Genomic DNA, 17,052 nt, shown 5'->3' on the forward strand with positions numbered 1-17,052 from the left:
CTGAACTATGTGACCCGGCCAAACTGAGCGTAGTAAACAGCATCCCGAAGTATGACGGGTACAGTTGAATAATATATTTAAAAGAGTCCCTCATCCCGCAGAATATGCCGGTCGCCTTTGCGACGGGTAAAGCCTGTGCGGTCAAAGAATTCCAGAATCTGTACTGCGAGTTTACGTCCCATACCATACTGGTCACGAAACTGTGCGGCACCAATACATTCATCATGTGATTGATTATAAGTACGGATGACCTGCGCAAATTCGGTGATTTGTCCGCGATGATAATAGCGATCGGGCACAATAGCCATAATATGACCTAATTGTGCGGCTTTTTTCAGAAATTGCCGGATAGTAGTTTCATCAATACCCAGTTTGATTGCCAGATCCCGTACCCACCATGGCTCAAGCTGAAATAACGGCTCTGCACTGTGCCAAAGCTGCTCCTGCGCCGGATCAAATGCTAATCCGTGCCCAGGCAGATGCAGCCAGCCCCGTGTCCGGACAATTAATTGTTCCGTAAGCAATTGTGCGATCACCGGGAAAACGACGGCATCTGATAATGTCGGCAGCGCCATCCGTTTCAGACGTTCACGTCCGACCCCCATCTGGTCACTGTGGGCCAGATGATAATCCGCCAGTGTTGCCAGCAGAACCACTTTTGCCGTTTCCACGCGCTGCGCGGAAAGTGCAATACCCTCATTAATCAGCAAATTCATCCCGTCGGTACAGGCCGTCAGTTTTTCTGCTGTCAGTTGCCGCGCCCAGGCAAACACCGGCAGAGAGACTTCCCCGCGCGGCAGTTCACACAGTAAAACCGCCTTGTCATCCTGTGCCGCCGCCCGTTCCGACAGCCATGTCAGAAATTCCGGACGACGTTTTCCGCGACGCGGAGAGTACAGATTTAACACCCGCGCTCCGGCAAGAGTACGCTGCGCACTGATGTCCCGCAGAATAAGCCGGTCTTCTTCCGCCAGCCAGAGCGGGGTATCGAGCGTAATTTCAGCCAGCAACGGGCGGGTATTCTCTTCACTGATCAGTGAAACACGCCCGGTAATATGGCTCGCACCGTGATGGATATGAACCGGCTGCCAGCTTTTCAGCCCTTCGTCTGATTCAATTTCAGCCAGCACGCGATGTGCCGCCTGTACCGGTTTTTCACTCAGCAGCCAGTCACCACGGGATACCGTTTCTTTACTGACATCACCGCTCAGATTGATGGCAACGCGATCACCTGCCTGCGCCTGTGCCTGCGCGCGGTTCTGTGCATGAATGCCGCGCACACGAACCGGTTTATCGCTACCGGTTACCCACAAGGTGTCGCCGGTACTGATACGCCCGGCCAGTGCCGTGCCGGTGACAACCAATCCCGCACCTTTGACACTGAAAACCCGGTCAATTGCCATGCGGAAACGTTTTTCTGTCCGGCTGTCAGACGATTGCTGCTGATGACGCAGGCGCAGATGTGCCCGCAGGACATCAAGCCCCTCTCCTGTCTGTGATGAGGTGACAAAGACAGGGCTTTCCGGCCAGCCTTCAGATAACAGCAATTCAGATATTTGCAGGCGCACTTCTTCAATACGCGCGGCCTCAACGCGATCGGCCTTGGTCAGAACAACAGACAACTGCGGACGTCCCGCCAGGCGCAGGATAGCCAGGTGTTCGCGGGTTTGCGCCATCACGCCGTCGTCGCAGGCAATAATCAGCAAAATATGGCGAATCCCGCCGATACCTGCCAGCATATTGCCGAGAAACTTTTCATGTCCCGGGACATCCACAAACCCGATAACGGTATCATCATCCTGCGGCCAGTAAGCGTAGCCGAGGTCGATTGTCATGCCGCGTTTTTTTTCTTCCGGCAAATGAGTGGTGTCTACTCCGGTAACAGCCTGAATCAGAGCAGTTTTTCCGTGGTCAACGTGACCGGCCGTTGCAAAAATCATGGTAACAGCGCCTGTAAAAGTCGGTTTTCATCTTCAAGGCAGCGCAGATCCCACCACAGACGTCCGTCATTCACCCGCCCGATAACCGGTGTGGCTAACCGGCGGTGAGATTGCGTCAGGGTGGCTAAGGCGCTGCCTTTTCCGTTTTGCGGGGTAAACGTCAGAGCCCAGCCCGCCAGTCGTTCTACCGGCAGAGAGCCGCTGCCTATCTGCGACGAGCAGGATTCTGTCCGGATAATCCAGTCATCTCCATAATATGCCTGAATTTTCGGTAAAAGCCGTTGTGCCATATCATAAATATCGTCAGCTGATCGGGTAAGCAGCCGCAATGACGGCAGAGTCTGTGCCAGTTTTTCCGGACGGCGGTACAAAAGCAGCGTGGCATCCAGTGCTGCCAGTGTCATTTTATCTGCACGCAGGGCACGTTTGAGCGGATGCTGCTGAATAGCATCAATCCACTCTTTTTTGCCGAGGATAATCCCCGCCTGCGGACCACCCAGTAATTTGTCACCGGAGAACGTCACAATATCAATGCCCTGCTCCAGATAACGCTGCGGCATCGGCTCTTCCGGCAGCCCCCACTGAGTCATGTCGATAAGCGCACCGCTGCCGAGATCAATCACAGTCGGAACAGCATGCTCCAATCCGAGAGCCGCCAATTCCTGACCATTCACTTCAGCCGTAAAACCTTCGATGTGATAATTGCTGGTGTGAACTTTCATCAGCAGCGCCGTCTGCTCACTGATGGCATGTTGATAATCGCGCAGATGCGTTCTGTTTGTGGTACCAACCTCAACCAGCCGGCACCCCGCCTGGCTCATCACCTCCGGCACACGGAATGCACCGCCTATCTCCACCAGCTCACCACGGGAAACTATCACTTCCCGCCCGGCCGCCATTGTTGCGAGCACAAGCAGTACCGCTGCTGCATTATTATTGACGATACAGGCAGCTTCTGCGCCGGTCAGCTGACACAGCCGCTCTGCAACAACATTGTCGCGGTGCCCGCGTCCGGCATCATCCAGTGAATATTCAAGTGTCACCGGGTAGCGCATTGCGTTCGTAACCGCCTTAATGGCAGCTTCCGCCTGTAATGCACGCCCCAGATTGGTATGCAGCACAGTACCGGTCAGGTTGATGACCGGGCGCAGCGCTTCCCGTTCACTGTCCAGGCGGCGGGATAATTCATCCGCCCAGCCACTGTGCCAGTCCGGTAATTGCTGCTGATCACGAACTGAGCTGCGCGCGTTATCCTGCATTTCCCGCAGCATACTGACGATATACGTCTGTCCGTATAACGCGACCGGGGCTGCAATGCCGTCTTCCCGGAGTAATCCGTCGATGGCGGGTATCTGACTGTATAACGCACGTTCATTCATAGCGGGCTCACTTCGTGATAATGACTGACTGATTTATTCGTTCGGGAACAGAAACGGGTTGATACTGCTGCGGGCAAAATCTTCTTCTTCCATACGGGCATCCAGAACCAGGGTTGCCAGGTCGTCTGCTACCGCATCAACATTGACATCTTTTTCCTGAGACAGAATTTTCAGGTAGCTGCCGCAGTCACCGCAGCTTTCTGCTTTCACGGCGGCCTGTTCACTGTCCAGCGACCAGTAGTTCAGATCGCGTGTCTGTTCACAGTTAGTACACTTGATACGAACCACATGCCACTCAGTCTCACATAATCCGCAGTGCAGATAACGTAATCCCTGGGTAGAGCCTATCTGGATAACCCCGGAAACCGGCATCGCCGCACAGACAGGACAGAACTGGCGGTGCTCGCCGTACTCTTCACGGCCTTTGCCCGGAATAGCAGACGCCATTTGTGCCCAATAAAGAGATAATGCCGCCCAGATAAATACCGATTTGTCCGGTGATACCGCAGAAAACGTCTGATTAAACAGCGCGGTTGCCATATCTTCCAGCTCATTTTCAGAGGCTTTGTCCAGATTTTCCAGGGTTGGGCGGGTGTGCTCAGGAGCGACCGGCAGAAGCTCGGCAATAATACTTTTCAATAGCTTACGCCAGTGCGCGGTACGCTCAAAAGTACGGCAATCGAGCAGTGCTTTGCCCGGTTTATTCGTTGCCATCAGCGCGTCCATATCCATTTCAAGCGGATTGTCATACAGCGCATTTTGCTGGGCACGGGTAATTTCTGCCGCAAATTCAAGGTAATCTGCAAACGGATTATCTTTTGCCAGTTGATCAAAACGCTCAGCACGGCGCTGATATAAATTTTTCAGATTAGGAAATAAAACCGCGGGGATAAAGCCAATTCCTTTTTCACTTTTCTGAGCCTGTCCCAGCTCTTCTTTGGATACAATTCGGATACTCATTATAATTGCTCTTCTTCTAAATGGAGAGGATAAGCCGGTCCGGCAAATAAAACCCTATTATGAACCGACTACCTTAAAATGTCGAAAAGGCAGGGAAATCCCTGCCTTCTGAGTAGTCACGCGATAAGAACCGGACAGGTTACTGACCTTTTTTGTCGTCTTCGCGCTCTTTTGCCACAATTTCACGATACCAGCGCGGGTGATGTTTCTTCGCCCAGCCGCGTGTCACCCACCCTTCCGTCATCGCACGAACCGATCCTTTCACCCAGATTGCCGCATAGGCATGGACAATAATGGTGATAATCAGACCAATCGCCGAGATGGAATGCACGAGCAACGCGATGCGGATAACCGGAATCGGGAAATACTCCGCAAAGTAAGGACGCCAGATAACAATACCACTGAGCAGAAGCAGAAGCAGACAGATACTGGCAACCCAGTAAACTCCTTTCTGACCGAAGTTATACTGACCGACATCCCCGGCTTCCTCATTTTTCATGACTTTGCCGATCTGCTTCGCCCACTCAATGTCATCACGATTAATAAAGTTGTGTTTGAAATAACGGAAAAACATAAACACAAACAATAAGAACATCACCACACCGACAAACGGGTGCAGAAGACGTGATAACTGCGGCGTGCCCAGAATGCTCATAAACCAGTTAAGGGACGGGAAAAAGATCCCCAACCCGCTGATGGCAACGAACAGAAAACAAATTACCACCGCCCAGTGATTGATACGCGCAATGGGTTTGTGGCGGATAATTTTTTCTTTATCATCCTGTTGCATTATTTCTGCTCCTCCTGACCTGCTGATTGCTCAGTCTTTGCCGGAACATCCTGAATATCCTTCAGAGCCTCTTCTTCCTCACGTTTTGATACCCGGTTAGGTCCGATACCAACATAATGGAAGATTGCCGCCGCAAAGGTTGCTGCAAAACCAACGGCTGCCAGTGGTTTCCACGCGCCTTTCCAGAATTTCACTGTTGCACTGATCTCCGGATTTTCCGGCAGACCGTGATACAGCTGCGGTTTGTTGGCATGATGCAGCACATACATAACGTGCGTACCGCCGACGCCCTGCGGATCATACAAACCGGCATTCTCATAACCACGGTTTTTCAGATCGATAACGCGATCACCCGCCAGCGCCTGCATATCCTCTTTCGAGCCGAAATGAATCGCCCCGGTCGGACAGGTTTTCACACAGGCAGGTTCCTGACCCACATCAACGCGGTCGACACACAGCGTACACTTGTACACACGGTTGTCGTCTTTATTCATGCGCGGTACATCAAACGGACACCCGGCGATGCAGTAACCACAGCCGATACAGTGCTCAGACTGAAAATCAACAATACCATTCGCATACTGAATGATTGCGCCTTCCGCCGGACAGGCTTTCAGACAGCCCGGATCCGCACAGTGCATACAGCCGTCTTTGCGGATAAGCCATTCAAACTTGCCGTTCTCTTCCACTTCAGAGAAACGCATGACGGTCCAGGACTTAGCGGTCAGATCCTGTGGGTTATCATACACACCCACATTCGTCCCGATGGTATCCCGGATATCATTCCATTCCGAACACGCCACCTGACAGGCTTTACAGCCGATACAGGTGGTGACGTCGATAAGCTTCGCAACCTCTTCCTTAAAATCCCGCACCTGAGGCGCGGGGGTCAGGGAATTGGTGGCCGAACGACGAATAATGTCCTGTGATTGCATTGACATAATTTATCTCCTTACACCTTTTCCACATTAACCAGGAAGGCTTTAAATTCCGGTGTCTGAGTATTCGCATCCCCGACAAACGGTGTCAGTGTATTCGCAAGAAAGCCTTTCACCGCCACACCTTCAAAACCCCAGTGGATAGGAATACCGATGGTATCCACTTTCTTACCATCGACATCCAGTGTCCGGATACGTTTGGTCACCACCGCTTTGGCTTTGATATAGCCGCGTTTGGAGCTGACTTTCACTGTATCGCCCTGCACAATGCCTTTCTCGTTCGCCAGACGTTCACCAATTTCGATAAACTGCTGCGGCTGAGTAATGGCATTTAACAGTGCGTGTTTTGTCCAGTAGTGGAAGTGCTCTGTCAGACGATAGGTTGTTCCGACATACGGGAACTCCGTCGCTTTACCCATCTGCGCCCAGTCATCTTTAAAGACACGGGCCGCCGGATTTGAAACCACATCCGGATGCAGCGGGTTAGTATCGAGCGGTGTTTCAATCGGTTCATAGTGCTCAGGGAAAGGACCTTCCGCCATCTTATCGATAGCAAACAGGCGACCCATTCCTTCCGGCTGCATGATAAACGGACCGACATCTGAATCCGGCGCAGCATTGCTGTAATCCGGCACATCCATCCCTGTCCATTTGCTGCCGTTCCATTCCAGAATCTGGCGCTTCGGATCCCACGGTTTACCCGCCGGGTCTGCTGATGCACGGTTGTAAATTACACGTCGGTTCAGCGGCCATGCCCACGCCCAGCCAAGGGTATTACCCAGCCCGGTTGGATCGGCATTATCGCGGCGCGCCATCTGGTTACCCTGCGGTGTCCAGCTACCGGCAAAAATCCAGCATCCGCTTGCCGTTGTGCCGTCATCACGTAATTGTGCAAACGAGGTCAGTTGCTCCCCTTTCTTCACAATCACATTGCCGTCAGCATCTTTCAGATCAACCAGTGCGAGGCCGTTACTCTCCTGTGCCACTTCTTCCGGTGTCGGATTGTCGCTGTCGAAGTAATCCCAGGTCATGTTCAGAACCTGCTCAGGCACCTTACCGCCTTCCGACGCATACAATTTGCGGACGCGATGGAAAACACCTGACAAAATTTCACCGTCACTGATAGCTTCGCCAGGGGCATCCGCCCCTTTCCAGTGCCACTGCAACCAGCGCGCTGAGTTGACGATTGAACCATTTTCCTCAGCAAAACAACAGGATGGCAAACGGAACACCGTAGTCTGAATTTGAGCGGGGTCAACATCATTAATTTCGCCGTGATTCTGCCAGAAGTTGGCGGTTTCTGTGTTCAGCGGATCAACAGTTATCAGGAACTTCAGTTTTGACAGTGCTTTAACGACTTTGTTTTTATTCGGGAATGACGCTAACGGGTTAAAGCCCTGGCAGATGTAGCCGTTGACTTCCCCTTTATTCATCATCTCGAAATAACGCAGCACGTCATAACCCTGATCCCACTTAGGCAGCCAGTCAAAGCCCCAACTATTCTCTTTCTGTGCTTTGTCGCCATAGAACGTTTTCATCAGGCTGACAAAGAACTTCGGATAGTTGCCCCAGTAGTTTACCTGACCCGGAACAGTCGGCTTCGGCGTGTTCGCCGCCAGATAAGTTTCAATGGTTGTTTGTTTATCAGATGGCAGCGTCAGATAGCCCGGCAGACTCTGCGACAACAGACCGAGATCAGTTAATCCCTGGATATTGGAGTGACCGCGCAGCGCATTCACACCGCCGCCCAGCATCCCCATATTACCCAGCAGCAACTGGATCATCGCCATGGTCCGGATGTTCTGTGCGCCCACCGTATGCTGTGTCCAGCCCAGTGCGTACAGGAAAGAAGCGGTTTTGTCTTTCGCGCTGGTTTCGCCGATATATTCACAGACTTTCAGGAAGTCCTCTTTCGGCGTTCCGCAGATATTGGTGACAACATCCGGCGTATAGCGGCTGACGTGCTCTTTCAGCAGATTCCAGACGCAGCGCGGATCCTGTAACGTGGTATCGCGTTTTGCAAATCCGTTTTCATCCAGCTCATAGTTCCAGGTGGTTTTATCATACTGACGTTTTTCAGCATCATAACCACTGAAAAGTCCGTTATCGAATGCGTAATCTTCACGCACGATAAGGCTGGCGTTGGTATACGCCTCAACATATTCACGGTTGATTTTTTCATTTTCCATCAGGTACTTAATCACACCTGACAGGAACGCAATATCAGTACCGGAACGGATTGGCGTATAGAAATCTGCCACCGCCGCCGTACGGGTAAAGCGCGGGTCAATCACGATCAGTTTGGCATTGTTATGAATTTTGGCTTCCATCGCCCAGCGGAATCCCACCGGATGCGCTTCAGCGGCGTTTCCGCCCATCACAACAATAAGGTTGGCATTTTTAATATCAACCCAGTGGTTGGTCATCGCACCGCGACCAAACGTTGGAGCAAGACTTGCTACCGTTGGTCCGTGTCAGACACGCGCCTGGTTATCCACGGCAAGCATGCCGAGGGCGCGGGAAAATTTCTGGGTGACAAAACCGGTTTCGTTACTGGCTGCAGACGCACACAGCATCCCGGTGGTTAACCAGCGGTTGACGGTGACGCCATCGCTGTTTTTTTCAATAAAATTGTTATCGCGGTCGTCTTTAATCAACCGTGCGATGCGATCAAACGCCTCGTTCCACGAAATCCGCTTCCACTCATTCGTACCTGCTTCACGAACCTCGGGATATTTAAGGCGGCTTTCACTGTGAATAAAATCAATAAGCCCCGCGCCTTTCGGGCACAGCGCACCACGGTTAACCGGATGATCCGGGTCACCTTCAATGTGGAAAATAGATTCTTTGGCGTTTTTCGCTCCGTCGCCCAGGCTGTACATTAACAGCCCGCAACCGACAGAACAGTATGTGCAGGTATTTCGGGTTTCACGCGCGCGCAAAAGCTTATATTGACGTGAGCCGGCAATAGCGACTGACGGGGCGAAGCCCAGTGCCGCTGCTGTCGTTCCCGCCATACCGCCAGCGCAGATCTTAAAGAACTGCCTTCTGCTGACTTGCATGGGGATCTCCTCTGTTACATTGCTCTTATGTCGCTGTAAAATATAAAACAGCGAACTTTCTTTTTTATCCGCACACGATGGTGCGATCAGGTTCATTGCCTGCGGGATGGTGTAAAATTTTTACCCATACTATTATTATGTATTATTAATTACGGGAATTCATCTGATGGATGACATTAATTCCATAAATTCGTTACACAAATGTCTAATTCGTGGTGCGCACCTCACAAGTGTGCAACAAAAAACAACCATCGGACACAGCGAGGATGACTGGGTTGCAGAAGAAACGCCGGTTGCTCTGGTTTATAACGGCATTTCTCATGTTGTGATGATGGCCAGCCCGAAAAACCTCGATGATTTCGCCATTGGCTTCTCACTTTCCGAAGGGATCATTGAGTCAGCCAATGAAATCCGCGGTATTGATATTATGGATGCCTGCCACGGCGGGTTTGAGATCCGGGTCGAATTATCGTCACGCCGTTTTGCCGGATTGAAAGATCGCCGCCGTAATATGGCTGGGCGCACCGGATGCGGTATCTGCGGCACAGAGCAAATCAGTGAGATTTTCCGCCCTGTGGCACAGCTTGACTTTACTCAGACATTTTCACTGAGCCATCTCGACGACGCACTCAATCAGTTGCCGCAGGTACAGGAAATCGGAAAAATGACCGGCTGTACCCATGCTGCCGGCTGGATCTCACCGGAAGGTGAACTACTGGGCGGATGTGAAGATGTGGGTCGCCATGTGGCGCTGGATAAATTGCTGGGAATGCGGGCAAAAGCGCAGTGGACACAGGGTGCGGTGCTGGTTTCCAGCCGCGCCAGTTATGAAATGGTACAGAAAAGTGCGCAGTGCGGGGCAGAAATTTTATTTGCCGTCTCCGCCCCGACAACCCTGGCGATTGAAACCGCCAAACGCTGCCGCCTGACGCTGGTGGGTTTCTGCAAAAGGGGGCGGGCAACTATTTATACCCACCCGGAACGTTTACGCGACTGATTATTCAGACAGCGGATGATATATCCACAGATTCGGTTCACGATAGATGACCCTGTCTGTTTCAGGATAAGCATCAACCGGAACCAGCGCGCCCGGCACAATATACTGACCGGCATGCGCAAACGCCATCCCGGTCCATTCAGACCAGGTTTCTGCGGATGCCGCAATTGTCATTGAACATAACGTCGGTTTGATAATCTGCCCGCCGAGCCGGACATGGGTGCGGATCCACGGATCAAACGGCTCTCCCTGCGGGGTCAGCCACTGACAATATTGCGTGAAATCCTGCAACGGATACTGCGCTTTGAGTGTCGGGCGAACAGGCACCACCAGCCCTTTCAGCCCCGCATCAATAACCGCGACCTTCAGTGCATTGATAAGCTGCGCCGGAATGCCGCGTCCGCGAAAATCCGGGTCAACAGTGGCTGCCAGCGCACAAACAAATGTCGGCTCACAGGTTTCTGTCGCACCCTGCGTTAAGACCGCATCCCACCCGCCATCCGGCAAATCGGTCAGTGGTGCGTTCTCCGGAAAATAAAATGCAATGGCACTCAGCAACCCGACTACCTGCGGCTTGCCGGCAATGGTGGCGACAGCGACCTGTTGAAAAGGTATATTTTTCTTATTATATAATGCATCCCAGTAACGCTCTGTTACAGGGCTGCACAACATAAATAACGGCCATTGCTCCGCAACCAGTGCTTCTGCACTGTCCATCAATGCTTCATCACACTGTGCAACACTGAGGATCCGGACTGACGACATGTTACTCTCCGCTGATATAGTTTTCTGCGGATATATTAACGGTTTTTCAGCAGAAATAATTAACGTTACCTTTGTATTTTTCATTATCCGCGCCGGGAAAACAGGAACCCCTTACCGGTACGTTTTCCACGGCTGTCGAGAATCTCGTAATACTCCTTCACTACGACAGACTGCCCTTTATCCCACTTACCGCTGTCAGATAATTCATCCACCCGGTGAATATCCCCGACCACCCGGTATTTCCGCCCTTTATAACTGATGTACTTTGTGGCTCCTGGTGAAAACTGACGGGTCACTTCAATATACTCCGGCTGACCGGGCGCTTTCGGACGCAAGCCAATCAGGCGTATTCCCTGTGTCTGAGGGTCATTATCTGCCGCCCCCGGCACCGGCATATCCGGTGTCAGCGTAATCACCTGATAATGTTCAAAATTTATACTGGTCTGAGGCCGGTTTGCTGCCGCAAATCCACTGGTAAGAATAAGCACTGCTGATATCAATATTTTTATCGCATTATAAATCATAAGGTTATCTTTATTTTCCGGATGATATGAAACAGTATGATGTATGAATAAAAAATCAAACCGAATAACAGAGATTAATTAAATGCATTACTATTTCGTTTGAATCATATGTTTCAATAAAAAACAGTAATACCCCACGCTTTTAAATTATACAAATGAATTAATAGGTGATTTTCAATAATAGACAAACCTGAATAGGCATCACAAATTTTCATTTATTTTTTTGAAACAAAACTGTCATAAAAATAAAAAAGAGTTATTTTTTAATCCGTTATTTAATTAGCATTCAAATCAAATTATTCCACACGCAACAGATGATAATAATTCTCATTTACAGACAAAAGCTTCTCCTTTATCGTTGATTCGTCTTCCGGAAATAACACCGGAAATGCATTTTATGCAATGAGTCCACAATGTAATTTATCCCACGACAAGGAGTAAGGTTATGAAGATATTACATATTAAAACCCCACTGGCAACACTCGTTACCCTTTGCGCTGCATTTTCTGCGGTACAGGCACAGGCTGAAGCCGGTTATGGCAGCTCAGTAAACCCGGTTACGGGTGGTCATATCATTGTTGGTGTAACTGAAGCTTCCAGCGGACGTGGTCACCCGTCACCGGGCGGTGAGCCGGGAATTGGCTATTCCGGTATGCACGATGGCATGAAAGTCAGCTTTGCCGGCTTGCAGGGACCAAACCGTGCCGCGCCAAATGATAACGGAGTCTCTGTTATCACTTCGGTTCCACAATCGCATGGGAATATGGGTTCCTTTAATTTTGCCAAAGTGGCGGATGCCGATGTCTATTACGGCGAATGGGTTTCCGGTACTGATTTCAGTGATGATTCCCATATGGTTTATTACGCCGGCAAAGATATCACCGGGGTTATGCCATCAGAGGGGACCGCTCAGTACAGCATTAAAGGGCTCAGCCAGTACAACAGCGGTGAACAAGTTAGCGGCACACTCAGCACTGATTTTGATGCTAATACCTTTACCGGCGCTCTCAGCACAGCGGCGCTTAACTACAGTATGAGTGGTGTTATCACCGGTTCAGCATTTGACGGAACCGCCTCTGTCAGTAACGTTGGAGCAGGTACAGATACACCGGCCACTAACGGAACCGCTCAGGGGTATTTCTTCGGTGATGATGCACAGCAGTTAGCAGGTTATGCCGAGTTCAGCGATGATAAAGCGAAGAATATCGCTTTCGGCGGCACCAAGTCGTAATTCATTATTGATATACCCAACATCATTCAGGATGCAACCAACGAACCCGCAGTTTGAATGAATACAGGTATACCATTTTATCAGGAACAGAGTATCTGTTCCTGATATTTACCGGATATAATTATGTCGTTGCAGATAAAGTTACTTTATGGATTTAATTTATTCTTATTATTAATTTCTTTTTTATTCCCTGCATCTACATCTGCAAACAGAAAAAATACAACTATAATCGGCCGGGATAACACTGCCCGATATTTATATTTATCCCTGAAACAAAATAACCTGAAAAATATCTACCATTATTTGTCCGCCTATCAGAAAGAAAATCAGGCTGACCCGTTATTGATATTATTCAGTCAGGCAAAGCTGGCGTATTTAAATCAGCGCCCCGGACTGGCGATTACGTTATATCAGGCCATTTTGAAACAAAAACCTCACTTTTTTACCGCACAGCTGGAACTTGCGCGCAGCTACCGTTCTGATCGCCAGACCGGCAATGCGCTTTCACTGTTCAGAGCACTCAGTCAGCGTCTGCCGGTGACATCCCCGCACTACCCGGAGATTACCCGTACCATTACCGAGCTGTCCCGGGCACTAAGCTGGTCACTTATGCTCAGCGCAGGCAGCCATTACAATAATAACTATTACCAGACTCCTGAACCCGGAGCACACTGCCTGCATTACAATCCCGATGGCTCCTGCTATGCCAATCTGGTTACACAAAAGCCTCACGCTGTATTGCAGTGGCGCAGTGACTGGGATCTACGCAAACTAACCGCGCTGACAGGCTCTCATTTTCTGACTCAGCACTACTACACCGCCACCCGTTACGATGCCAGCAACCGGATTCCGAATACTGTGACACTGACTGCCAAAGCGGGATATCACTACCAGGATCGCCACACCCTGTGGCAACTGACACCGGTGTTTGAACAACACATCTCTGCCGGGACGCGCTTCTCTGCCAATTACGGGTTACACACTTACCTGCATCAGCAACTCAGCCCGCACTGGTCACTGAGCGGGCGGGTAGCACTTAAACAGCACCGCTTTCAGCCACGGCTGCATTCACACAACGGCACTGAGTATCAGCTGATGCCGCAGGTTACCTGGCGTCCGCACCCTGCCACCACACTGTACCTGCAGGGGGAGGCTACCGTTCACCGGAAAAACGATCCCTATAAACACTACCGGACTGCCGCACTGCATGCCGGTTTAAGCCATCTGTGGCATCCCTTTTTTTCTCAGTCTGTTCATGCGGCATACAGCCGCAAACGCTATAACCATATACACCCGTTACACCGTCATACCAGGGAGGATCGCTCACAACAGTACAGTACAACACTCGCCTTCTATCCGCCGTCATCCGGACAGATTTCACCACAGCTTTCTCTTATTCATACCCGGAACCACAGCTCTATCCCGTGGCTTTATACCTACCGGCAAACTGAAATCATGCTGCGTTTTGAACGGCTGTTTTAACTGCATTCTCTTTTTTGTTTTTTTATTTCTTATCATCCGGGAATTGTTATGCCTTCGCATTCACCATCATCATATAAACCCTGTAAAAAACTCACATTACTGCTGCCGGTCTTACTGATGCCGCAGTCCGGGCTTACTGCTCAGGAAAAAAATCAGCAACTGGGCGAAATTACACTCCAAAACGAGCAGTCGGCAGCAGACAGTGCCAAAGACAAAATCTATGACAAAAATGTCTCCACACTGATCCTCACTAAAGAAGAGATTGAGCGCTATAAAGGCACATCTGCCGCCGATATTCTCAAAGGTGCCAACGGCGTATTCAGTGGCGACGCCCGTAACGGCAATGCACTGGATGTGAATATCCGCGGTATACAGGGACCGGGACGTGTTCCGGTCACTATCGACGGCACCGAGCAGGCGGTGACCGTCTACCGGGGGTATAACGGTGCCAATAACCGCAATTACCTTGACCCAATGCTTATCAGTGAAATTGAAATAGAGAAAGGACCGTCTCTTAATCCGCATCTGAAAAGCTCAGTAGGTGGCGGCGTCGCCATGAAAACACTGTCCATCAATGATGTGGTCAAAAAAGGCAAACAGTTCGGTGCGGCACTGATGCTGGAAAACAGCAGCAACACAACAAAAGCAAGAGTGCCGGACCTGGGGATCGGGGAAGACTACCGCCTTGTGGATAATATGAATTTTCAGTGGATTAGCATTGATGACCCCGGCACCCATTTAACCCCGGAAAACCGTGATAATGCCCCGCTGATAAATAAAAGTGATTATGCATGGCGGCTGGCTCTGGGCACCCGCAGGGAGAATATGGACTTGTTATTTGCGTATGCTTACCGTGACCGGGGAAATTATTTTGCCGGTAAACGCCACAGCGAAAACTACAATAAAGAGATGACAGAAGAAGATATTGGTATCCTTCAGACGTCCAATAAGACCTATGACCCCTATATGCCATTTGTGTCCCGGATTTACCGCAAAGGCAATGAAGTGCCGAATACCTCGGCAAAAACCGAATCGATACTGATAAAAAATACCTGGTACCTTAATGATGATCACGCGCTGCAACTGAGCTGGCGGGATACTCGGTCAGATTTCGGCGATATTATGCCCTCCCGGCTGGGCTGGATACGTGCAGAAGATAATATTATTCCGCAATGGCCACTGGCGGACCTTCATGCGCAGGCAGGCTATATTCATCTGAAATCACAACCGGCACATCTTGCCTACATCGATTCAGATATCCGTCTGTGGACCACCCTGACCACCAGCAACACCAACTCTGCCGGTGGCTGGCCGCGCTACCCTAAGGATATGGACGATGGCTATAAACAAGGGGATGCCAGTACCATCAACCCGGCTATCGACGGAACATTAATTAACACTGCCACCCTTAATGTACAGAATCAGCGCTACGGACTGGATTTTTCGAATAAATTCGCCTTCACCCCGGAACTGTCCATGACACTGGCTGCCAATATGCAGTTTGAGCATCTGGACAGTAATACCGGCCTGGAAAACTACAAATTATTTATGTTTGCTGTTCCTGCCCGTAAAGGCCGCCGCTTTGAATATCAGCAATCCGTCAATATTGACTGGCAACCCGCCTCCTGGCTGACCCTCAGCGCCGGAGGGAAGCAGACGGTCTACTGGAGTGTTGATGATTTATCCAATGAGTGCGCTGCCCGCAAAGAACCCTACTGCAAACAAAACTATGAAGTCACCAGCTATTACCTGAATTACTACCGAAATATGACAGAAGAAGAGTCATACGCTTATAAAAAACGGAAGGAAGGTAAATGGCATGAGCTTACACTGAATGAAAAACACCAACTTATCGGTAAAATCTTTCAGCCATTACTTCACAGAGATGACCCAACCGGTAAAACACCACGGGTTATGGTACATGAAAAAAAAACCTGGCCAGTTGATACCAGCGACGGGCGCCTGAAAAATAAAGATAAACCGGATATTGATACCGCACTACGGGGTATTGATCCCTACACAGGCAAAGAAACCTATGTCTATGAGTATAATGATTATCCTATTATGGCCGGTGATAAAGTCCTGCAACCCGTCACCCACACCTGGAAAGAAAAACCCCGCCGCCAGGCCGGTGCCTGGACACCCGTACTGTCGGCATCCGTTCATCTGACAGATGATTTGCGCCTGTACGGACGCTATGCAGAAACCGTGCGTATGCCGAGCCTGTTTGAAGATACGGTCGGTTTCTCCGGTATCTCTTTCCCGCATATTGGTTACCATTATAAACCGGAGCGCGCTGTCACCCGCGAATACGGTGCGGTCTTAAATGGTAAATCACTGCTCAATGCTGCCCGTCATGCCGATATTCGTCTGAATTATTTCCATACCGATATCCACAATGTCTTTGATCGTGACAACTTTTTCCGCTTCACACAAATGGATAAGCAGATACTGAAAGGGATAGAAGTACAGGCCAGGTATGACCACGGCTGGATTTTCAGTGATTTAGGCGTGACATATAACCTGACAAACAAAGTGTGTGATGAAACATCTAATGCCTACATGGACCCTACCGGGCTGAAGAACCTGCCATCATGCCTTGACGGTGGTTATCCGGGCGGTTTCCTGCGCACCCAAATCCAGCCGCGATACTCTGTTACCCTCAATTTGGGCGCGCGTTTATTACAGGAGTCATTAGAAATCGGCAGCCGCTGGCTCTACCACAGTGCAGTGGAAAACAGTCAGGAAAAGCGCCTAATGACCATTGTTCCGACCCGATACAGTAATTTTAATAACTTCCCGATGCGCTGGAATTCAGTACTGACGGTGGATGCCTACGCTAAATATAAAGTGACACCTGATGTCTCACTGGAGCTGACTGCGACTAACCTGACCAATGAATATTACCTCGATCCGCTTACGCGCTCGATGATGCCGGCACCGGGCAGAGCGGTGAAGCTCAGTATGTCTGCGAGATTCTGATG

General features: G+C 50.3%; 12 protein-coding genes. 4 read left to right on the forward strand and 8 right to left on the reverse strand.

Annotation, left to right across the window (positions count from 1 at the left end):
- Positions 1-77 precede the first annotated feature (77 nt).
- The 6 genes from selB to fdnG all read right to left on the reverse strand — a co-directional run bounded on the left by selB (position 78) and on the right by fdnG (position 9,069).
- On the reverse strand, positions 78-1,940 hold the full coding sequence (selB, locus tag ACMHKJ_RS13585; RefSeq protein ID WP_413494694.1) for a selenocysteine-specific translation elongation factor: 1,863 nt from the start codon (positions 1,938-1,940) through the stop codon (positions 78-80).
- Positions 1,937-3,319, reverse strand: a complete 1,383-nt coding sequence (gene selA / locus ACMHKJ_RS13590; RefSeq protein WP_413494696.1) for an L-seryl-tRNA(Sec) selenium transferase — start codon at positions 3,317-3,319, stop codon at positions 1,937-1,939. The genes selB and selA overlap by 4 nt, the downstream gene beginning before the upstream one ends.
- A 33-nt stretch (positions 3,320-3,352) precedes the next feature.
- Entirely contained in the window at positions 3,353-4,279 is a 927-nt protein-coding gene (fdhE, locus tag ACMHKJ_RS13595) for a formate dehydrogenase accessory protein FdhE (RefSeq protein ID WP_413494698.1), read from the reverse strand.
- Between the two features lie 139 nt (positions 4,280-4,418).
- Entirely contained in the window at positions 4,419-5,069 is a 651-nt protein-coding gene (gene fdoI / locus ACMHKJ_RS13600) for a formate dehydrogenase cytochrome b556 subunit (protein ID WP_413494699.1), read from the reverse strand.
- Positions 5,069-6,010: a formate dehydrogenase subunit beta gene (fdxH, locus tag ACMHKJ_RS13605; RefSeq protein WP_413494701.1), complete on the reverse strand. Its 942-nt coding sequence runs from the start codon at positions 6,008-6,010 to the stop codon at positions 5,069-5,071. The genes fdoI and fdxH overlap by 1 nt, the downstream gene beginning before the upstream one ends.
- Before the next feature lie 11 nt (positions 6,011-6,021).
- Positions 6,022-9,069, reverse strand: a complete 3,048-nt coding sequence (gene fdnG / locus ACMHKJ_RS13610; protein ID WP_413494703.1) for a formate dehydrogenase-N subunit alpha — start codon at positions 9,067-9,069, stop codon at positions 6,022-6,024.
- Between the two features lie 166 nt (positions 9,070-9,235).
- On the opposite strand from fdnG, the gene fdhD reads away from it, so the two are divergent.
- The gene (fdhD, locus tag ACMHKJ_RS13615) at positions 9,236-10,066 is read left to right on the forward strand and encodes a formate dehydrogenase accessory sulfurtransferase FdhD (protein WP_413494704.1); all 831 of its coding nucleotides are present in this window, start codon (positions 9,236-9,238) and stop codon (positions 10,064-10,066) included.
- Here the strand turns inward: fdhD and ACMHKJ_RS13620 are convergent, their stop codons facing one another.
- Positions 10,067-10,831, reverse strand: a complete 765-nt coding sequence (locus ACMHKJ_RS13620; RefSeq protein WP_413494706.1) for a GNAT family N-acetyltransferase — start codon at positions 10,829-10,831, stop codon at positions 10,067-10,069.
- An 83-nt stretch (positions 10,832-10,914) separates the two neighbouring features.
- Positions 10,915-11,355 (reverse strand): hypothetical protein, encoded by a 441-nt coding sequence (locus tag ACMHKJ_RS13625; RefSeq protein WP_413494708.1) that lies wholly within the window; start codon positions 11,353-11,355, stop codon positions 10,915-10,917.
- 445 nt (positions 11,356-11,800) lie between these two features.
- Here ACMHKJ_RS13625 and ACMHKJ_RS13630 point away from each other — a divergent pair, with 445 nt between their 5' ends.
- The 3 genes from ACMHKJ_RS13630 (at position 11,801) to ACMHKJ_RS13640 (ending at position 17,050) form a co-directional block, all read left to right on the forward strand.
- Entirely contained in the window at positions 11,801-12,586 is a 786-nt protein-coding gene (locus tag ACMHKJ_RS13630) for a Slam-dependent surface lipoprotein (RefSeq protein ID WP_413494710.1), read from the forward strand.
- 123 nt (positions 12,587-12,709) lie between these two features.
- Positions 12,710-14,068, forward strand: coding sequence for a surface lipoprotein assembly modifier (locus ACMHKJ_RS13635; RefSeq protein WP_461435656.1), 1,359 nt, complete (start codon positions 12,710-12,712; stop codon positions 14,066-14,068).
- 48 nt (positions 14,069-14,116) lie between these two features.
- Entirely contained in the window at positions 14,117-17,050 is a 2,934-nt protein-coding gene (locus tag ACMHKJ_RS13640; RefSeq protein ID WP_413494713.1) for a TonB-dependent receptor domain-containing protein, read from the forward strand.
- Positions 17,051-17,052 lie beyond the last annotated feature (2 nt).

The organism is Morganella psychrotolerans, from assembly GCF_965118875.1.
Lineage (GTDB): Bacteria > Pseudomonadota > Gammaproteobacteria > Enterobacterales > Enterobacteriaceae > Morganella > Morganella psychrotolerans_C.